The 20921-nt window shown below is 51.7% G+C and carries 11 protein-coding genes and 1 riboswitch; of the genes, 7 read left to right on the forward strand and 4 right to left on the reverse strand.

The genetic code is table 11. The annotated features are described in order from the left end of the window. Positions 1-8: 8 nt before the first annotated feature. Positions 9-6632, reverse strand: coding sequence for a M43 family zinc metalloprotease (locus B036_RS0103425; RefSeq protein WP_020567287.1), 6624 nt, complete (start codon positions 6630-6632; stop codon positions 9-11). Positions 6633-6740: 108 nt separating this feature from the next. Next, positions 6741-7724, reverse strand: coding sequence for a hypothetical protein (locus B036_RS0103430; RefSeq protein WP_020567288.1), 984 nt, complete (start codon positions 7722-7724; stop codon positions 6741-6743). Positions 7725-7787: 63 nt separating this feature from the next. Here B036_RS0103430 and B036_RS0103435 point away from each other — a divergent pair, with 63 nt between their 5' ends. From B036_RS0103435 to argS, 4 genes are all read left to right on the forward strand, one after another. Then, a complete protein-coding gene (locus B036_RS0103435) occupies positions 7788-8255 on the forward strand; it encodes a DUF4190 domain-containing protein (RefSeq protein WP_020567289.1) in 468 nt (155 codons plus the stop codon). 141 nt (positions 8256-8396) lie between these two features. Continuing rightward, positions 8397-11045: a M14 family zinc carboxypeptidase gene (locus B036_RS0103440; protein ID WP_020567290.1), complete on the forward strand. Its 2649-nt coding sequence runs from the start codon at positions 8397-8399 to the stop codon at positions 11043-11045. Positions 11046-11713: 668 nt separating this feature from the next. After that, the gene (locus B036_RS0103445; RefSeq protein WP_020567291.1) at positions 11714-12349 is read left to right on the forward strand and encodes a hypothetical protein; all 636 of its coding nucleotides are present in this window, start codon (positions 11714-11716) and stop codon (positions 12347-12349) included. A gap of 151 nt (positions 12350-12500) precedes the next feature. Then, positions 12501-14363, forward strand: a complete 1863-nt coding sequence (argS, locus tag B036_RS0103450; protein WP_020567292.1) for an arginine--tRNA ligase — start codon at positions 12501-12503, stop codon at positions 14361-14363. Positions 14364-14440: 77 nt separating this feature from the next. On the opposite strand, the gene B036_RS0103455 is transcribed toward argS, so the two are convergent. Both B036_RS0103455 and B036_RS0103460 read right to left on the reverse strand, forming a co-directional pair. Then, positions 14441-14779, reverse strand: a complete 339-nt coding sequence (locus B036_RS0103455) for an arsenate reductase/protein-tyrosine-phosphatase family protein (protein WP_020567293.1) — start codon at positions 14777-14779, stop codon at positions 14441-14443. 96 nt (positions 14780-14875) lie between these two features. Then, positions 14876-16726 carry a TonB-dependent receptor plug domain-containing protein gene (locus tag B036_RS0103460; RefSeq protein WP_020567294.1) on the reverse strand — a complete coding sequence of 617 codons (1851 nt, stop codon included), beginning with the start codon at positions 16724-16726 and terminating at the stop codon, positions 14876-14878. 331 nt (positions 16727-17057) lie between these two features. Beyond that, positions 17058-17266: riboswitch (cobalamin riboswitch) on the reverse strand. A 146-nt stretch (positions 17267-17412) separates the two neighbouring features. On the opposite strand from B036_RS0103460, the gene B036_RS0103470 reads away from it, so the two are divergent. From B036_RS0103470 to B036_RS0103480, 3 genes are all read left to right on the forward strand, one after another. Next, positions 17413-18009, forward strand: coding sequence for an RDD family protein (locus B036_RS0103470; RefSeq protein WP_020567295.1), 597 nt, complete (start codon positions 17413-17415; stop codon positions 18007-18009). A 282-nt stretch (positions 18010-18291) separates the two neighbouring features. Next, positions 18292-20016, forward strand: coding sequence for a DEAD/DEAH box helicase (locus tag B036_RS0103475; protein ID WP_026231649.1), 1725 nt, complete (start codon positions 18292-18294; stop codon positions 20014-20016). A 154-nt stretch (positions 20017-20170) separates the two neighbouring features. After that, positions 20171-20746: a hypothetical protein gene (locus tag B036_RS0103480; RefSeq protein ID WP_020567297.1), complete on the forward strand. Its 576-nt coding sequence runs from the start codon at positions 20171-20173 to the stop codon at positions 20744-20746. The last annotated feature ends 175 nt before the right edge of the window (positions 20747-20921 follow it).

Below are 20921 nucleotides of genomic sequence, written 5' to 3' on the forward strand. Positions count from 1 at the left end.
TTTTTTCCCTAACGCATCAGCAAAACCTCCCCAGCCTGGCTAACGACCTCCCCGTTTGTTAACCTGACTTCAATAAGGTAAACATACACCCCGATGGACGGTAGTTGACCATTAGGAGATCGCCCGTCCCAGGCGGCAAGTGCGTCGGTAGGGGACAGTTCTTCAGCGTGGTAGGCCCTGCCTCCCCAGCGGTCAAAGATTGAGAAACGTAGTATCTGCTCCACGCCGGGACCGGGGAATAACCTAAACTCATCGTTTACCCCATCACCATTAGGGCTGAAAACATTTGGGAGGTAAAAGAGATCTTCTTCACTAACGGATATTACCGTTTGATCTGTGGCCGAACAGCCGTTGATATCCGTCAGTATTGCCGAAACGGTGACGGTGGTTGGTGGTCGCAGAATTAGGCTGGGGCAGGCTGAGCAGGTATCCCCCAGGGAGGAACTCCAGTTGATGGTGTAGGTGTCGGCGGGTAGGTTGGTCTGTGGTAACAAAGTCACGGAATCCCCCAGGACAATGGAAAGAGTGGCTGGCAAGTCCAATAAGACTTCGCTGGCGGCTTCAACGGTAAGGAGCAATTCCTGATTGCAGCCTAAGCTGTCGATGACCAGCAAGGAATAATCATTTGGTGAAAGGTTGGTAAACTCGGGGGTGGAGATTGCCGGGCCGCCGTTGAGCGAGAAGCTCAACCCGTTCAGGTCAGTTGGGCCTGCTGTAATTACCCCGTCATTTTCTCCGGGACAGGTCTCTGGGCTTACGAAAGCGGATAGGTTCAAGTCTCTGCCAGCCGCTATGGTGAGGTTGGCGATGGCCGTGCAACCTTCGGCGAGGGTGGTAACGGTTACGGCGTAGTCTCCGGCAGCGAGGTCATTATTTTGGGCCTGGTCCGTGCCGTCCGGCCAACGGATGCTGACCGCACTGGTTGGCTGATTGAAAAACACTTCCCCTGCACCTGCGGCCGCGCCACATGCAGGTCGTAGCTGTTCTGCAGAAACGTTTAGTGCATCGACTTCCAGCGTAATCAGGTGCGTACTGTCACAGCCATTAGCCGCAGGAAAGACCCGTCTGTATTCACCAGGCGTACGTTCGGAATTTCCGAAAATCAGGGTAGAGTCACCCGCGCAAATGCTGATGGTTGCTGAAGTAAAGGCTTGTTGTCGGACGATCAACTCAATGGCCTGCGTACTGTCACAACCGTTCGCAGCAGCATAACGCCGTTCGTAGGTACCTGCGGCGCTTTCAAAACGGTCGAAGACCAGCATGGAATCTCCCTGACAAATACTGAAGGTTTCCAAAATCAGGGTGTCCCGCAGTAGAAATACGTCTAGTGTGTCAGTTCGCTCACAGTTGATACCTTCCACTACCTCAAGGTATTGTCCACTGGTAAATAAAGTAGTATTTCCAAAGACGGTGCTATCGCCAGGGCATAAGTACACAGAATCTCGGTTTCCAATTATTGGTTGGATCCTTATCCTGATGCTGTCGGAACTAAAGCAACCGCCGCCGAACTCCGCAGCAACAAGCAGTAAGGTATCACTCGTCGGGGCAAAGCGAACTTCCGGGCAGTTGATGCAGTCGATAAACGTACTCTCACTCCATTGATAGTTGGTGTAACCCGAAAGAGTGAAGGTCAGTGTGTCTCCCGGGCAAATCAGGGTATCCACGCCCAGGTTGATCTCTGTAGCGGGGTCGAATTTCACGCGGACGGTGTCGGTCTGAACACCTCCACAGGAGTCGGTGGCACGCACCCAGAAGTCGCCCTCTCCGTAGCCGGTAAAGCCTTTTTCGGAGGTGCCATCAACCCATTCGTAAGTAGCAAAACCATCCTGGGCAAGTAGGGGGATGATGGCGTTGGAGCAAAGCGTGGTGTCCGGCCCCAGGTCTAGTAGGGGGCGGGGCCGCAGGTGCAGGGTGAGGGTATCGGAAGCTAAGTTGCCGCAGCTGTCCGTGACCTCCAGCCAGTATTCGCCGGCCACATCGATGACAATGCTGTCGGTCGTTGCTCCGGTGGACCAACGGTAACTCACAAAACGCCGGTCGGTGCCCTCCACAAGAAAGTCTCCCGGGCAGAGTGAAGTATCTCGCCCTAAATCGATGGTTGGCAGTGCCGCGCAGCAGCAGTCATCCGCCACGTCCGGGTCGTCACAATCCACCAGGCCGTCTTCGTCGTCGTCAATTTGGTTGTTGCAGACTTCCTCGGAGGGGCAGTCTCCAGGACAACTGATGATGGTCTGGCTTAACGCTCCAGCTTCCCATTCCTCATCGATCGAGAATAAAGGTTGCCGAGAAATCTCCAGATCAATTGGTCCACTATTGATTTCCCCTTTTACGGTATAAGCTTCCTGTGTAGCCTCAAGGACGCACGTGGACGCCTCTCCGTTTGGACCGAGTCGCAATACCGAAAATACCCCTCCGCTTCTTTCATTTGTGTGGGTCAGGATGATATTATTACCATCCATGGCCAGACCTTCGCCTTTTAATCCGTTTCCGGTTGCAGGCCCCCGGTAGTTTTTTGACCAAAGCAAGGTGCCATTCCTGCTTATCTGCGTCAATTGTTCATTGAAACTAAAATCAGATATGTTGAAGTCAGAATTAAAGATTAAGTAACCTGCACTATTGACCACAATTTTATTGGGCCAATAGCCGAGATTGTTGATGGCTGCAGTGTGGTTGTAAATTTCAATTCTGTCAAGCGGTTCTCCTGCAAGATTAAACGTGTACAGTTCTTTGAAAAAGGAGTCGCTTGTGTCTCTTTGGCTCCAGCCTGAAACGACAATTAGGTCGTTATCAAGTTCTATATCCGTTGCGAACGGCCCCTGGTCGTTCTGTGAACCGGTATCGGTCCACAATTGTCTTGCCCATAGCACCTCCCCGGAAGCATTGAGGGCCAGTAGATTACTGCCTTGGGTTCTATTAGCGCCACCAGTTGAGCCTGCAACTGCTTGGAAGAAACCAGTAACATAATAAGTACCCGTCTCCGTGTCTATGGTGGCGGCATCAAAGTCTATTCGCTCATCTCTGATGTAAAGCTTTGTTGTACCCATAGGCAAGCTACCATCTACATTGTTGATCTCGACCATCAATCCAATCCTGCGGTTACTGATGGCATTTCCAACGACTTCATACGTCCCAAAGCAACGGTAGTTTTCTCCAGGCCCTGGGTGGAGGATTTCATTTAGGTGGAAATCTCCAACTTCAGTTCTCAGGCTTTTTGTCCATTGCACCGTGCCATCGTTGAGGGCAATCTTGAAGACAAAAGGATTAGAAGGTTCTCCATCAGTACCGTCTCGACCCAGGCCAGCTAAAAAGCCGTCCTCGTCAATAATCAATTTTCTTAGGGAGGAGCTTTCCCCTCTAAATTTCCTCTGCCACAGGATCTCTCCATCATGGTTCACTCGAAGTACTGTTGCCTGTTCATCTACTGTTCCTCCTAGAATGTACCCATCAGGCATTGGTATGACCTGATGGAAACTTTGCCTTGGCAGACCTCCTTCTGTACTATAGTTTAGCTGGAGAGGCATACCGCAATTTCCGGTCGTGTCAACCCCCGGGCAATCCAGCGCACAACTCTCCGGATTAAACGCAAGTCCCCCAGGCTCCGAGAAAAAGTCATTCGTGAAGTATTGGCTTGGTTCGGCAAAGAACTGAAGGCTACTTGTACGCAGATCTGTCTCTTCGCTGGTTACGGCTCCCCGTTCAAAGTCGTTACAACCAGCCACCGGCGTGCCAAAAGAGTTCAGGTTCAGCAAAGTCCCTTCCCGAAATGGGCGATGGAGGCCGGCCAGTACGACCTGATTGTTGTGTGTATTGATCATCTGGGGCATTGCCAAGAACCTTTGGCTACTGAAGTGAAAATGATCGAGGATGGTAGTGGCCCAACTAACCTCACCATTCCGATTGAGCTGGATCAGATCGGTTTGATTCGGAGGTGGGGCAAACAGAGAATTACCCACTAGCGTATAACCTTGGTTATTGGCGATCATCTCCTTAGCCGGCCCGGTTAAGTTAGGGAGTAGTCTAGCCGTTTTTTGGTCGCCGTTCAAGGCCGTTCGCAGAAAGTAAGTATTATGGGAAGTGGACGAATTTAATTCGGCGGTGATCGCAATTACGAGCTCATCTCCCTCCTTTACTATCCCAACCGGAAAGGAATTGCCCACCTGCGTGAGGTTGTATAACCGATTGGTTAGCGGTGTCCCTAATTCATCCAATACGACGAGAAAGGTGCCGTTACTCAAGGTTCCCGGGCTTGCTCCGCCATCGATACTTCCCAGCACGTAGTACCTGCCATTGTCAGGGTCATAGGCAGCGGAGTTGAAACGTAAGATCCCGTTGTTTTGATAATGCAACGGCCCAGTTGCGATGCTGCCGTCGGCTTTGTCGATGGTAAGAAATAGCCCATCCCGGTCAAATACCGTTATGGCCGAATTGGTGTTTTCAGTGTAACCTATGATGGCGTAGTTTCCGGTATTTTTCTGACTAAATAAACGATTGAAGATGGGGCGTACTTGCTCCGATTGGTAACTACGCGCCCAAAGCAGATTCCCGTTATTGGGATTGATTCGAACCATGAAGCTGTAGGCTCCAATGTTGCTAGCTGTCGAAGTACGCCCAATGGCCGCAAGTTGCCCTTCGTCATCGATCATCATCTCGGTGATTAAACTCCCGTTTCCGTCGGGGAAGACTTCCGTTTGCCAGAGAATGGAACCATCTTCTCTGACGGCCATCACCCAAAGCCTGCGGCTATCCCAAACGCTCAGATAAAAGCGGTCTCCATCGGGCAAAACTGCCGTCACCTCTTCTATTGCATCGGAGTCCGGCAGACCGTACAGATACGTGAAGCCCTCAGAACAGCCTTCATTCCCAGGGCAATCCGGCCCGGTACAAGGCTCTTCCGGAACCACTACTACCCGACAAAACTCCCGTTCACAAATCCCATTACTTTCGCGTAAACAAACTTCGAAACTGCCCAGGTCTGGGAAGGTCCGGGTGAGATTGGTTTCTGTACTTACCTGCGTGCCGTCGATTGTCCAAGTACTGGTCGTTCCGCTGCTAAAAACATTGGCGAAAGTTACGGAGCCACCCACGGAAAAACCATTGCTACTGTAGATGAAAGCAGCACGGACGTCACAAGGAGGGGCGCTGACTATTAGCGACCGACATCGCTCTTCGCCACACAAGCCATTGCTTTCCTGCAAGCAAACCTGATAACGCCCCGGCGCAGCAAAAGTGAAGGTCATATCGGGATCAGTGACAACCTGGGTTCCGTTGACGGACCAGGATGAACTTCCACCACCGGTGGAAGTGTTGGTGAACGTGATTACGGCACCGGTTTCATAGTCTGCTGTGGGGAAGGAGAAGTCGCTTGTCACGGGGCAAACTACGTGGATAACCCGTTCAATGGAGTCTGCCAGGCATAATGTTGGGTCGGCGGGAGTAGCAACCAGCTTGATGCGATAGGTTCCGACGGTGTTAAATGTCTGACTATAGTTGGCAGTTGTGCTTAGTAAGGTTGCTCCTTCCAGCCAGCGGAAGGTGGCTCCATTATTGGAAGTGTTGCTGAAGTTGAGGGTCGTGCCTACCTGCACCGTAACGTCGCCGCCGGTGTAATCGGCCGTAACCAGGCCCGGACAAGGCGACAGGCATCCCTTACTCTCCGTCAAGCTCCGGCGGATGCCATCAAGGAAAAAATGCATCCGGTCCCGTTGCCCGGCCGTGAAGGCAGAATAACAACGGAAGAAACCATAATCCATGTAGTTGATGTGCATGTCGTCCTGATCGGTGGCGAAGCCTGAATCGGTGTCCGTATCACAGCTGTTGGCACTTCCGCCGCATGGAACCGCCACGGTGGATTGGTCGGGCGGGGTATCACATACCCGGTCTCCGTTGATGGTGCAATCGTCGTTGGTGCAACCACCATCGAAGGTGTGGCGCAGGCCGAGGTAATGCCCCAGCTCATGGATAAGTACTCCGACTGCCGCTTCGTCGCGAGCAAGCCAGCGGGCCTCCATAACGATGCCGTCAACCCGGCCGCCGTGTGCCCCGGGGTAATAGGCATACCCTGCCAAACTATTTCCAAGGCCCAGGCCGCTCACTTCTTTTACCACCCAGACGTTGATGTAATCTCTTGGAGCCCACCGGCTGAGATCTTTTAGCATCAGGTCATCCTGAGTATTTAGGTTGGTCAGCGGAGAGGTGGTGCGCGTGATGCCGTTAGTTGCCAGGTTGTCGGGCGTTCTCTGCGCAAGGCAAACCTGAATTTGGGTGTTTGCCCCGGTTGAAGGGTCGTAATAATCCGTATTGGCGAGCGCCTGGTTAAGGAAATCAACACTTCGCTGTACGTCAGTATCTGGGATGTTCTCCGATCCGTTCTCGTGCACAATGTGAAATACGATGGGCAGGACGTAGGGTGGGGCGGCCGCTGACTTCTCTTGAGACAGGTTGCTCGCAGCTTTTGACCAGGCCGATTCAAGCGAATCTGTCCGGCGGGAATACGCCGCATTTTGCTTGTAAAGGTCAACGTTGGCTGCGTCAGCATAGCAGCTTAGTACATCCGGGTCTGGAGCATTGCCTGAGTGTACGGAGGGTGGAGAAACACCCGCCAATAAGGCAAGAAGGAGGTGTAAGATGTACATTTTCGGTGAGATTGGGATTACGGTAAGACTTCCACAAGATAGCAAGAATACTTAGCGCCATGCTGTCCTTGTGGATCAAATAACTATCCCAGCCTACTTTCTTCTTTACTATCTCAATAGCCGCATCAACTTCTTTTCATTCGCCAGCAGATCGTAAAAATCATCCATCCGTTTTAACAGCCGCTTCCTGTTGCGATTGTCGAGGCCCGGATAGGTCGCAATGAAATTAGTGGCTACTTCCTGGCGGGATTGAAAGTGCGTGCAAGCTGCCGTTAATTCTTCCGGGCTGACATCCTTACCCAGCCATTTGGGTACTAAAACGGAAGCTATATCCAGTTCCTCCCGAGGAACAGCATAATTTGCACCGACAAAGCCAGAGTAGTCGAAGTCATAAGGAATTGGGATCAGCTTGAGGGCTCCCTTTTTAGCGATAAATTCTACATTGTGCAGGTTGAAAACGTGCCAGTCGGTATTAAGAATCAGGTAGTTGAAAAGGCACATGTTAACGTAGGCAGAACGGTTGATGCCATCAGTGCTGGCGCGCCTCATATTGGGAATTTTACCTTCATAGCGTTCCGATAACTGTTCTTCGTCCTCTACCAGAAAAGCCCTGAGCACCTGGTCAGCATCCTGGTTAGTAGTCACCTGCAATGGAATAACCCGGTGATAGTTTTCGCTGTAGATAGCGTGCAATTCGTAGACCATTTGCTCCCGAATAGAATAGCCTTCTCCGACGCTTCCCCTGGAGCATTGTATTACAAGTTTCAGGTCGTTCAGGTCACTGAACCCGGCAGCTCGTAATGGAGACTTTTTGAGCTTTATTTTGAGGGAAGGGTTTTGGCATACCTCAAGCCGAACATGCCCCCTGCTTCGAACCCGGCCAGGAAACGTCAGCGTATCCCCAAAGGTATAGACCGTCATGTTAAGCGGTTGGTACTGCTTTTTACGCTTATTACGCAGCAGGTTTTTCCAATCGGTATCCAGCTCAACGCTTACGACGTCGCCCTGCTGATGTAAGCTGTCGAATAGAGAGGCCTGGGCCACCAGATGAATAGAAAAGAAGAGTAGAATGCAAGTAAGGGAGGATTTCATAGTGAATATATGGGGACTACAAATTTAAGAGATGTTTACTAGCTTAGCCCAAAATCCAGTAAAATGAAGTTTCTCCTTCTCTTGTTTTGTAGCTTCATTTTGTCCGTAGGGCAGCTCGAAGCAGCACTTGGGCCCCTTCCCGTGGCGGTTGAATCGGAAACCGTTCATTCGGGAAAAGTCACACCTGACCGGGCTGGAATGGAGGCACGCCTGGGTAGAAAGTTGAGGTTTTCAGAGCGTATTGCCCGAAAGCAGCAGAAGCAAGCACAAAAAAATGGCGTTACTGACGGGCTGGGAGTTGCCAGTTTTATCGTTGGTCTCGGAAGTATAATGTTACTGACCGCTGGTGGCCTGGGATTCTTAACGGCGATCGCGGGCCTGGTCATAGGAATAGTTTCCCTTGGCCGAATAAACCGAAATCCGGAATTTCGGACGGGTAAAGGTTTTGCCATCGCAGGAATTGCGATCAACGGTGGCTTGATCTTTCTGACGCTTTTGGCCTACGCAATCATTATCTCAGCCTTTAACTAAGTCAACAGGTCGCAAAAGCTTGCACTTTAACTTTTTTTGCACCTGCGGCCGCGCCTCCTGATGCTGTGTCTAAAGCCAGTCAACCAGCAAATCTGTACTTAATTTCCGCACTTTATCTTCAAAGCTAAACCAACCAGAACTATGCGATACATTTTACTCATTCAATTTTTTCTTATTTCCTTTTTTACTCAGGCTCAAAACGACGTTTTTGAACGCCTTTCGCTACCAGACAACGGCTCCCCTGATATCGAGAGCCCCGCCGGGTTTTTAGGGTATGAGCTTGGTAAACGGTTTACGGAATATGCCCGTTCGGTGGAATATTTCAACATGTTGGCGGAGAAAAGTGACCGCATAAATATCGAGCAATACGGCCTCACTTACGAGCAACGTCCCTTGTTGTTGCTGACCATTAGCGATGAAGAGAACATCAGGAATATCGACGCAATTCGTGCGGCTCAAATGCAACTGGTGGGGGCGCGTACGCAGGTGCAAAGGAACGGACAGCGGCAGAGTGGGGGAGCCCCCGACCTGGCCACACACCCGGTGATCAACAGCTACAGCTACAACATCCACGGCAATGAGGCCAGCAGCACCGAGGCCGCTATGCAGGTCGCCTACGAACTGGCCACTACCAAAGATCCCGCCCTGCTGGATGCCCTGAAAAAGACCGTGAACCTGCTATTCATCTGTATTAATCCTGACGGACGAGACCGCTACGTTTACTGGGCCAACTCCGTCGCCCGAAATACCGGCGGTGAGGAGCCACGTGATCTGGAACACTATGCTCCCTGGCCAAACGGCCGGACGAATCACTATTGGTTCGACCTCAACCGCGATTGGGTTTGGGGGGTCCACCCAGAAAGCCGAGGCCATACTGCCGCCTACCAGAAATGGATGCCACAGGTGCATACCGATTACCACGAGCAGGGCTACGACGCCAACTATTTCACGGTGCCGGGAACAACGCCCCGTAACCTGTTACTGCCCGACGCTTACGAAGTCTGGGCCGACACCTTCGGTCGGGCCAACATCGCCGAGTTCAATAAACAGGGACTCAGCTATTTTACGCGTGATGCTTTCGATTTTTACTACCCCAGTTACGGGTCCAGTTACCCCACCGTGATGGGGGCCATCGGAATGCTGACCGAGCAAGGGGGCATTTCAGGACACCGGGCAGTGGAGACAGCAGACGGCTTCATCCTTACGCTTCGGCAGCGGGTCTACGACCACTACACGACAAGTCTGGCTCAGGTCCGGGCTTCCGCCCGGAACCGGCGGGCATTGATCGATTACAGTATCGCTGCCTGGAACCCACTCAACAGCAAAGCGCCGGCAACGGCCTATGTTATCGAAAACGACGGCTCGGAATTCTTTGGGGACGTCCTGAAAATGCTCCTCCTTAATGGCGTGGAAGTAGAAAAAACAACGGAGGAAATTGCCGCTCCGAGCACCAACTTCCGCGACGGGAAGCGCGGGACCAATATCTTCCCCAAAGGCAGTCTCATCATCGGCACTGAACAACCCCGACACCTTTTCGTCAACAGCATCCTTAGCCAGGACCTGCAAATTGAAGACAGTGTGATGTACGACATGTCGACCTGGTCGGCCCCCCTGGCCTATAACCTGGAAGCTTATAGCGTGAACACCCCGATCCTCGTCGATACTGAACCGGTTGTATGGACCGAGAAGGAGGGTCGGGTGATCCCGGTTGGCTCAGCGGGAAAGTCTTATGCTTACGTCATCCGCTGGAACCAGCGAACGGCGCCCAAAGCACTGGCAAAACTCTGGAAGATGAATTACCGGGTACGGGCCGCCAAAGAACCCTTTATGGCCGATGATGGTACGGAGTTTCCCGCTGGGAGCCTCATCGTCCTCGCGGGCCGGAATCTGGAACACCAGAGCATCGATGCCGATATGCGCAAACTCGCCGCTGGTTTTGACGTGGACATCCACCGGATGTCTACTGGCCGGGTTAAGGAGGGTATGGACCTTGCCAATACCGGGAACTTCCCCATTAAGCAGCCTAAGGTGGCCCTGCTGGTAGAGCCTCCCTTCAATGTTTATACCAGCGGACAGATCTATTTCCTCTTCGATTGGGAAACAGAACTTCCGGTAGATCGCATTCGGGTTTCCACCCTGATGCAGACGGCTATCCCGAAATTTGGTTCCCGCTACGGGCTGGCGGACCTCAATGACTACGACGTGCTCATCCTGCCCGAAGGCCGTAACCTAAGTGCCGTTTTCGGCCAGAGCGAGCAAAGTATGCTCCGCACCTGGCTGAGCGGTGGAGGAACGATAGTCGCCATCGGCTCAAGTGCTGAATTCTTTACTAGTTCAAGCGGGTTCGTCAAGGAGCAAGAGATCAGTAAACCCGATAGTGATCTGAATAAGGAAGACGCAGCCGCCCTGAACTTTGATGAGCGGACGGATTTCTTCGGTAAGCAAAGGATCCCCGGTTCCGCCCTGAACGCAACGGTAGATGTTACCCATCCATTGGCTTATGGGGTGAAGACTGAAGTATACACGCTCAAATTCGGGGCTAATGCGCTAACCCCAAACCCTACCTTACAAAGCGTAGGCCGGTACGCTTCCGATGCTACGAAACTTCTGGCCTCCGGCTATGCTTCTCAGCCTAATCTGGACTCCCTGGCTGGGAAAACCTGGGCGGGTATTCGAAATGTTGGCCGCGGTAAAATTGTCTACTTCATGGACAATCCGCATTACCGGATGTTCTGGCGTGGGCCAAGCCGGATGATGCAGAATGCGGTGATGGTGGTGCCGGGGATGTAGCGCGCTTCGCGCTTGTTGCAGAGGTCGCTTCGCTCCCGTTGCAGTAGTTGCAGGGCGTGCTGCAACGTAGGGTGTCCAGTCTGATAGTAATCCTCCCCTACGTTTTTTGGTCTCGCATTGCTCCTACACGATGAGAATACTCCGCCTACGTGGCATCCCGTCATACCTGCCTGCCGGCGGCCTACTTTTCATGGGGAAAGTAGCAAAACCCTTTGGCTGTGTCCCCGGCTGATCACAAATGCCGCCCCTACCTGCCTAAAATGCAAAAACTCGCCACTTAGCCTGTCCCTTCGCGCTTTAAATTTTCGGTTGCAGCAGCCTTTCGGAAAAGTAGGAGCCTGGTGATGGCTCATACAATTTGCATTTCTTAACGGCCGGCAGGGGCAGCATTTGCGGCCGGGGCCAAGGCCGTAGCTGGTGGTTGCAGGGAACGATTTGCGTTTCAGGCAAAGCAACAAATCTGGTGGGTTAAGTAAAATACATAGGGCGAAAAAGGTATCAGACTGAACACCCTACGCTGCAACCCTTGCAACGGGAGCGTAGCGACTCCTGCAACCCCTGCAACAGAAGCGCGGCGACTCCTGCAGCGACCTCTAAAAAAAACGTGATTAGAGACAACTAACCTCAACCTTCACAACGTTCTATTTTTACAACAACTCTAGACACAAATGTCCTTTGATCCCCTACACTCTGCGCAGGTAGCACACGGTAAATTTCACCTCCATCCCTGGGAAGGTCAGGTATTGGTAGATTGGGCTGTATCGATGGTGCAGCATGGCTTTGACCAACATGAAATGGTGCAGCTTAGTGAGATGGAAGGCAAAAGCAGAGAACTTATTCACGAGGCTTTTCTAGCCGCCGCTGAAGTGGCTGGAATTAACCTTCCGTTCACTGATAAAGGAGCCATCAGTACTTATCTGTTGGATTTGCGGGATCGGGTACTTAGTAATGAAATTGACGCTGAAGCAGCTTTTGCTCAGGTACGCCCACTTGCCTACGACACGGAGGGGGTTCAACTCACTGGTTTGAGTGAACTCGATGAAGACCTTAACTTGGTGGACTCTGGCGAACTCCCCTGGCATCATGCCGATCTGACGTCAGATAATAGAGATGTTTTGATCCGCCGCTTTTTTCGGCGAATGCGGGTGATTGGCCGCCGTACTGTGCCTGCTGGCTCAGGTTCCGGTAGATCCCGTTATTACGTAGACAATGAATTCAGCCGGTACATTGAAATAATGGTCATCATCTATATTGGCCTGTTAACGGTAATCTACGTATTGTCGCTCATCGCCAGCTTTCTGTAAGCCAGGCAATAGTCCTGTTTCTCTGTTCTCCGGTATTTGCGCCCGCCCTCTCTTCCTGACAGTAGTACTCCGGTACAATTGCTTTGGAAAGGTAGCGGCTACCAATTCTGAAGCCCTAACCGCCAAAATCTAATTACCTTCGCGCCCTGATATGGAAAAAACGCTCCCCGCCATCCTCGAAGCCGGTGTACAAGCCGCAATTACTGACCTCTACGGTGCCGATGGCACCGCTGTGGAGATCACGCTACAAACGACCCGACGGGAGTTTGAAGGTGAATTCACCGTGGTAACCTTCCCCCTGACCAGGGTAGCTCGTAAGAAACCAGACGAGATTGCGGAAGATCTAGGGCAGTACCTGAAGGAAAAGGTCGCTGAGGTTGCTGATTACAACGTGATCAAGGGCTTCCTCAACCTTGTCATCTCAGACGAATATTGGAGAGACTTTCTGCTGACCGATGGTATTGCTGATGATTACGGTCAGGGTGCCCCCAAAGGAGAAACGGTGGTAGTGGAATTCGCGAGCCCAAATACAAACAAGCCCTTGCACCTTGGGCACGTCCGGAACATCCTCCTGGGGTGGTCCAGCGCACAACTGCTGGCTAAGGCTGGCTACGAGGTGAAGAAAGTCCAGATCATCAATGACCGGGGCATCGCCATTTGTAAATCTATGTTGGCGTGGCAACTGTTCGGCGGGGGGGCTACACCAGAAAGTACGGGCATCAAGCCCGATCACTTTGTGGGAGAATACTACGTACGCTTCGAGCAGAAATTTCAAGAGGAATACAAGGCTTGGCAGACAACCGTCGAAGGAAAGAAAACTTTCGCTTTGCATGGCAAGCCCGGGCAAACGACAGAAGCCTTTTTCAAAGGCTACAGCAAGAAGTATTTTAACGAGTACAGCGTACTCGGTGCCCAGGCCAGCGAAATGCTGCGGCAATGGGAAGCTGGCGACGAAGCCACCCGCGCACTTTGGAATAAGATGAACGGTTGGGTCTACAAAGGATTCGAAGAAACCTACGCCGCGCTTGGCGTAAATTTCGATAAGCTCTACTATGAGTCGAATACCTACGTGCTCGGCAAAGACATGATTGATAAGGGACTGGAAATGGGTGTCTTCCATACCCGGGAAGATGGTTCCGTTTATGCAGACCTTACCGACGCAAAACTCTCCGAGAAGACCCTGATGCGGGCTGATGGAACGAGTATTTACATCACCCAGGATCTGGGTACTGCGCGCCTTCGCTACGACGACTTTGGTGCCACCCGAATGCTGTACACCGTGGCGGACGAGCAGAACCATCACTTCGCCACACTCTTCGAACTGCTGAAGCGGCTGGATGAACCTTATGCTCCAGGCCTTTACCACCTCAGCTACGGGATGGTCGACCTGCCTACCGGCCGGATGAAAAGCCGGGAAGGAACCGTCGTCGATGCCGACGATTTGATGAAGGAGGTAATTCACGAAGCCCGGCTCGTTAGCCAGGAGCGTGCTGCCACCAGTGACCTTTCCGAAGATGATCGGGAGGAAATCATTCGCCAGATTGGCCTCGCCGCCCTGAAGTTCCACATCATCAAGGTTGGCCCAAAGAAGCGGATGACCTTCGATCCGAAAGAATCCGTTGATATGCAGGGCCAGACCGGCCCCTACGTGCAGAATGCCTACGTCCGGACCCGCGCCGTTTGGCGGAAAGCTGAAGAGAATGGAGTTGCCATTGACTTCGCATTAGCGAAGGATTATACCAAGCTTGCTCCCGCCGAGCGGGAGCTGATCAACCAGCTCTACAGTTTTCCCGAACTGATCAGTACTGCTGCAGAATCCTATGACCCGAGCCTGATTGCTATGTTCTGTTACGAACTGGCCAAGAATTTGCACAAGTTCTGGCACGACCACAGCATCCTCAGCGCTGAAACACCGGCTGCAGTAGCCTTCCGCTTACAGCTATGTAAGGCGGTGGGTAATACCCTGCAGGCTGGTATGCGCTTGATCGGTATCGAGGTGCCAGAGCGGATGTAGATATATACTTTGTGCTTGTGCTAAGGTTCCGGACCTTCAGGTATGGATGATTTAAGCCAGACCTGTAGGTCCGGCGCCTACTCAATATAGCCCACAGAGCGCTCTGCTAATAACAATATCAACTCCCGCTGAAAATACTTATACCGATCAGGTATTCCCAAAACCCTGACCTTCTTGCCAAACCGCGCACCGCCGTTTGTCATAATCGCTTTGCGGTGCCGCTCCTCCATGACCAGGACAATGTCCGCCCATTCCATTAACTCCTCCGTTAGCGGATTGGTCCCCTCTTTGCGGCAGAGCCTGAGGTTCGTTCCCGCCGAAGCAAATTCAAGGGATGGGTACTGCTCTGAGAAATAATCCTCGGCTGTTTTGGACCGTTGGATGTTGGCGGAGCAGACGAAAAGGATTCGATTCATGCTGCGGTAAACGCCGTAACTATGCTCATTAGTTCGGAAATAATGTCGGGGCATAAGTATTCCGGATAGTCACGATAGAAGAATTATCCCTGCGGCCTAAAGCTTTACCGACACTCCTCCACGTATCACCGTGCCTAAGGTCGAGAATCCTGTAACCTCCACAAAATCTGCATTAGTCAGGTTCCTGACGTCAAGAAAAACGCGCAGGTTCTCCGCCTTCAGGAATCGGTATTCCGCGTAAGCATTTACCAGGAAGTAAGGATCAAGATCAACTTCAAACTGACTGAAGTTGGCGTCGAACCAAACGTCAGGACGTTCTCCGGTGTAATGGCCGGACAGACGGGCAGTGAAGGGGGATTTTGCGGCATTAAAGGCTAGTCCGATGTTCCCAGTAGTCCGCGGCCGGCGGAAGAAATCTTCAGTTTCCGTAGGTAAACCGTTGAAATCGAAGGAGGAACGACGGCCTTTAACGTAAGTAAGGCTGCCGTTAAGGCTGAATTGTTTGCTTACCTGGCCAACTGCGGAGAGTTCGACGCCCCGGTCGAGTTGCTTATCCTGGTTTTCGTAATTGGAGGTATAAACGATTACGTCTTCAATCTCTCGTTGGAAGGCGGTAAAGTTTAAGGCGTATTTGCCCGCAGGGTGGCGAAGACTGGTACTCGCCTCTGCGGAAAACGCAACTTGTGGCTTCAAGTCAGGATTGGCGCCGAAGGGTCCGGCAAGCTGATCCAGCGTGGGACTTTGGAACGCATTGGATAGGGAGACCCGGCTACTCCATATTTTAGAGGCCTGGACGCCCAGGGCTATGGAAAAGTTGCTCTGGTTACCGAATTCAGAATGATTATTGAAGCGAAAACCGGCATCGATGTACAGTTTTCTGGCTAAGGTGAGGTGTGCCTGCAGGTAGGGGCTCAGGGTAGTGGCCGACTGGTTTTCGGCGTCTCCGTCAGGCACCAGTATTTCTTCACGTAACTGCGTTCCGAAGGTTAGGGCTACCAGGTCTGTCGGTTGGTAGGTGCCAAAAACATCACCCTGGTGACTACGGCCAAGGAATTCGGAGGTGCCGAAAGTCGCGTCTTCGAAAACGCGATCTGTACTGGCAAAAGTGTAACGGCCGCCGATGGTGGTTTTGCCTTTTTTATAGTCGACCGCAAGCCCGGGCAAGAGCAGATCATTGGTATAGCTGTTATCGCCGTCCCGGAAGGCCCCGGCGTCGTATTCGCCGTTGAATCCGGCAATGCGTAGCGTAGGTCGTAGGGTCAGGTACTGATTGGGACGGTAAATGAAACTGGTGCTTAAGTTCAGTCGTTGGGAACCGTCTTCCTGAAATGTAATGGTACTATCGGCAGGCATTTCAGCCTCGCTAAGCCCGTCGGTATCAAAATAATCGAAGCCAATACGATAGTCCAGTTTTTTAGTGGTGCCGGATATATTTACGCCAGCATCGAGTGTGTTATAGGTTTGGGCGGCGGCGCGCAGGTACAGGGTGAAGGGTTCTGAAGCATTGCCCCTGGAGGTTACCAGGTTGATGACTCCTGCTACCGCGTCAGAACCATACAATAAGGATTTTGCCCCGCGCAGGATTTCGATCCGTTGGATACCATCGAGCGAGAGTAGGCGCAAATCAACGGCTCCGCCCAAAGATGATGGATCAGTTAACGGTTGTCCGTCAATCAGAATTAAGGTATACTGGTTACTCCCATTGCGAAGGAAGATGGACTTGTCTTTGCCCGGGTTGCTGTAGGCGCCGTTGATGACAATACCGGGCTGCTCGTTGAGCAGCTGCGCCAGGTCCGTCGCCTGGGCAACTACGGCAGAATCAATGATGGTTACGTTTTCCGGACTTTCCGTGATCGACCGGGTAAACCGGGCACCGGTAACGATCACTTCATCGGTGGTGGTGCTTAAGTCAGGCACCTGGGCCTGGAGCGTCGTTGCGAATAACAAACAGCCCCAGAAGATAAGTGGAAATGCCGGGAGCGGTCTAATCGATAAACCCGGGCAGTTCCCGAAAATTGAGGGGTAATTATTCTGCTGGTACATAATACATCTGGTGGTTAGAACCGGGGATGAAACGATGTAGCAGCAATTGCAAAAGACATCAGTACAGCTGAAAAACGACGTGGCAAACTTTGCCTCAGTCCTTTCCCGGCACCTGCGTCCGCGCCCTAATTGGTATTTTGGTTCGTTGGTCTGTTGCACTGTACGAACAAATGCCTGATAGACCAACGAACCAATAGTCCATTTTGCTACTCCATCCTTTCCTCCGAAAGATAAAATAAGTATGGCGCTGCGGGCAGGTCTTCTGGCTGGTCCATGTTACTGATTGTAGGTCGCAAGTACCGCCTTCCCAAGCAGCAGCTCAGTGGCAAATGGTACCGAAACGGTCATGGTTTTACAGCTACGGGGATAGCTCCGGATTTACACCGGATTCCCTTTTAAAACGGGCAAAAACTATTGCCCGTTACCTTTAGCAACGCAAACATAGCACTTTTGTCGAGTAGGGGGAGTCTTTTGTCCACCATTCTAACGCCGATAAAAAGTCCTTACTATATTCGTTGCATTAACCATTGGTTCAATATCGGATTTGAAACTGGTTTTGACCAACCATATTCACATTAAAATACCCCATTATGTACGCTAGTGATACACTTGATGATAATTTGCTAGGTGATCAGGATTACACCCCCCGCTTTGCCAACTTCGGTCCACGTTTAGGCGCGGCCCTCCTCGATTTTCTGTTCACGCTTCCGTTGGTAGGTGCCAGCTTGTATTTTACCATGTTCGCTCCCAGCCTGAATGGCGTTATTGCCATTACACTCCTAAGCATGCTCTATAAGCCGGTCCTGGAAAAGACCATGGGAGCTACCTTAGGAAAGATGGTCCTTAAACTGAAGGTAGTTGCTAAAGAAGGACTTCCCATTAGCTGGACCCAGGCCTGGATGCGTTACCTGCCCTGGCTCATTGTTGTTGTTTTCAACTTTTACTTTTCTTACCAGTTTTTCCAAATTCCAGGCATCGAAGATGTAAGTGGTTATATGGAATACGTTCAACTTATCGCTGAATACCAAATGGAGAACGGTGTTTCTCCAATGATTCAGATTATGCAAAGCCTGTTGGGATTCCTGCCGCTTATATCGGCGCTTGTAATGCTGGGCAATGCCCGTCGGCAATCTGGTCACGATATTATAGCAGAGACTTACGTAATTCATACCCAGCCCAAGCTCTAGAGTCTGAGTAACGGCACTTTTTATGCTGTTCTTACTATCTATAGTTGCAGGCGCTACACTGTCCCATCAGGGCGGTGTGGGGCCTGCAACACCAGTAAACACTACGTGTCGGAGACTAACAAAGATGTTAATATTTTTCTATGTACCTTTGCACCCTCAAACAGGGCGCTTGCCGGTTTACGTAGTCAGATTCCTTATGCTTTGGAGTCGCCGTGTAGTAAACCATTTCGCCCGTAGGCCCCGTTGTTTCACCGTTTGGAACAACGTTTTAATACCGGCGATATGGAAAACTTTCAGGACAGCGCACTCCGCGATGACGTCAAACGTGCAGTAGCCGAACTCGGCTTTGTCACCCCCACTCCCGTTCAGCAAGCGGCCATTCCGGCCATCATGGAATCAGATCGTGACCTGGTCGCCCTGGCCCGTACCGGTACCGGTAAAACAGCTGGTTTCGGTTTGCCCATTGTAAATGACATTGACGTTGACGTTAAGGCCGTTCAGGCGCTTATCCTTTGCCCGACAAGAGAGCTTTGTCTCCAGATCGCCAAAGACCTCGATTCCTACGCCCGCTTTCGCAAGGGCGTGAAGATCGTTGCCGTTTATGGTGGTGCCCCCATTACCCACCAGATCCGTGAGATCAAAGACGGTGCACAAATTGTTGTTGGGACGCCTGGTCGTACGCTTGATATGATCAATCGCAAAAAACTAAAGGTCGGTGACCTGAAGCGGGTGGTGCTCGATGAGGCCGACGAGATGCTTAACATGGGTTTCCAGGAAGAGCTTAACGGCATTCTTGGAGCGACTCCAGATGAAAAGCAGACCCTGCTTTTCAGTGCAACGATGCCCAAGGAAGCAAAAAAAATCAGTCAGGAGTACATGACGAACCCTGCGGAGATCAGTGTCGGACACTCCGACGCCAGCAACTCTAAGGTCGTTCACCAGTACTTTAAGGTTCGGGCATCTGATCGTTTTGCCTTGTTGCGTCTGTTGATTGAATTGGACCCCGACATTTACGCCGTTATCTTCTGCCGGACTCGCCGCGAGGTAAATGGCGTTGCCGAAGATCTTCGCTATGCAGGTCACACCGCCGATGCCCTGCACGGTGACATGAGCCAGGCACAACGGGACGACGTAATGAAACGCTTCCGTAAGGGGCGGATCAAGCTGCTCGTTGCTACCGATGTAGCCGCACGTGGTCTGGATGTACAAGACCTCACTCACGTAATCAATTACAACCTGCCCGACGCTCCCGAAGTATACGTACACCGTAGTGGTCGAACTGGCCGCGCGGGCAAGGAGGGCATCGCCCTGAGCATCGTTACCGGGAAAGAGGTTCGTAAGATTCGCGACATTGAGCGGTACTCTAAGATTCAGTTCGAGCTGCAGGACGTTCCGAAGCAAGACGAGGTGTATCGCCTTCGTGCCCTTCGTTTCACCGAATCAGTCAAAAACGCGAAGCTTGACGATAAGGTTGCCGCCTTCCTGCCAGAGGTTATCGAAGCTTTTGAGGGAATTGAACGGGAAGAGCTCATTCAGAAGATACTTGGCTACGGCCTGGGCAGCCTCAGCAAGCAAATGGGTAGCCAGAAGGCGGTCAGTAATGCTCCTGAGGATTCCCGCCCGGACAAGAGAAGGGATATGGAATATTCTACCGTTGTCATCGGCGCAGGTCGTAATAACGGTTTCAATGTCCCGCAGATCATTGGTATGATTAACCGTAAAATGCCTGGAAAAAAGGTTGCCTTCGGTAAGATTGACATCCAGAATCACGAAACCTACGTTGGGGTAGATGCCCGCGAAGCTAAAAAAGTCGTTGCGGCTTTTGAGGGAGCAGTGGACCGTGGGACGGAACTCAACGTCCGCCTTTTTGAGGGTGGTACCAAAGTCAGTGGCCCTAAAGGTGACGGCGGAAAGGGTTTCGGTGGCGGTAAGAAAAAGCACTACCGGCCGGGCAACTTCAAGCCTAAGGGCGCTAAGCCTTTTAAGGGGAAGAAGGCTAAGTGGTAGCGCTGTTGCGTCGTTTTATCGTAGCCAATTGCTGCTTCAGTTCTTAAGGTATTGCGATAATATGAATGATTCTATCCTTCAGACTTGTCATTCTTCATAGGAGAGAATGTGTATAGTTGATGGTTATGTTACGAGCGAATATTAACTTCATTCCATGTTATTTCGTTACCTGATCCTCTTCGGCGGCATCGTGCTAATGATCACTGGCTGTAACAGCCTGATCAGCCAAAATTTTGGTACTCATCGCTTACGTACGATGGACGTAGCCTCGGCCGCCTCCGGGAGCCTTGGAGACGCTGACTACGTCCAAATTACTGAAGCCATCATTGGCGAAGCTTTTATCGTGGGACCGGCGCTGCGCAGCAGCGATGAGGATTACGTCCTTCGTCCTATTCTAACGCCTGAGCAAGCAACTGCGTGGCAAAAGGGGAGCACCGTAACTATTAACCTGATCGCCTGGACGGAGACTGCCGACCCTGCCTGTACGAAGCCACCTGGCTGTCCTCCCGCGAAAACTGATAAAGTGATCGGCCTTTTAAGCGAGCCAACCTGGCGCAAGAACCCAACGGAGGAGTGGCCCAAACAAAGGATTCAACTTGCGGAATCGGTGGCCTACTTACAACTTTACGAAAAGCCAATGGCCTGGTACTGGAACCTGCTCCTGTTTATTGCTGGTTTGGGCCTGGCCATTGTGCCGGAGGCACGACGATTTGCTAAGGCTAAGAAATAAGCCCCTTAACCACCCGTGTGGAGTACCAGGCAATCGCTGCCCTTTGGACGCTCACCTTAGGCGAACAAGCGCAGTGAGTGAAGTTTGCGGCAGCTATTTTCTAATTCAATTATTTTATTAAGCGCGGTCGCAGGTACAAGGTAATGGGATTAAAAGAGCAATGGAGGAGTGGTAA

The sequence above is a fragment of the Neolewinella persica DSM 23188 genome (assembly GCF_000373105.1).
GTDB classification, from domain to species: domain Bacteria; phylum Bacteroidota; class Bacteroidia; order Chitinophagales; family Saprospiraceae; genus Neolewinella; species Neolewinella persica.

Bases quoted from the DNA above. Each gene is read 5' to 3' on its own strand.
- B036_RS0103440 (WP_020567290.1), top strand. From the start codon at position 8,397: ATGCGATACATTTTACTCATTCAATTTTTTCTTATTTCCTTTTTTACT.
- B036_RS0103475 (WP_026231649.1), top strand. From the start codon at position 18,292: ATGGAAAACTTTCAGGACAGCGCACTCCGCGATGACGTCAAACGTGCA.
- B036_RS0103435 (WP_020567289.1), top strand. From the start codon at position 7,788: ATGAAGTTTCTCCTTCTCTTGTTTTGTAGCTTCATTTTGTCCGTAGGG.
- B036_RS0103425 (WP_020567287.1), bottom strand. From the start codon at position 6,632: ATGTACATCTTACACCTCCTTCTTGCCTTATTGGCGGGTGTTTCTCCA.
- B036_RS0103480 (WP_020567297.1), top strand. From the start codon at position 20,171: ATGTTATTTCGTTACCTGATCCTCTTCGGCGGCATCGTGCTAATGATC.
- B036_RS0103470 (WP_020567295.1), top strand. From the start codon at position 17,413: ATGTACGCTAGTGATACACTTGATGATAATTTGCTAGGTGATCAGGAT.
- B036_RS0103430 (WP_020567288.1), bottom strand. From the start codon at position 7,724: ATGAAATCCTCCCTTACTTGCATTCTACTCTTCTTTTCTATTCATCTG.
- argS (WP_020567292.1), top strand. From the start codon at position 12,501: ATGGAAAAAACGCTCCCCGCCATCCTCGAAGCCGGTGTACAAGCCGCA.
- B036_RS0103445 (WP_020567291.1), top strand. From the start codon at position 11,714: ATGTCCTTTGATCCCCTACACTCTGCGCAGGTAGCACACGGTAAATTT.
- B036_RS0103455 (WP_020567293.1), bottom strand. From the start codon at position 14,779: ATGAATCGAATCCTTTTCGTCTGCTCCGCCAACATCCAACGGTCCAAA.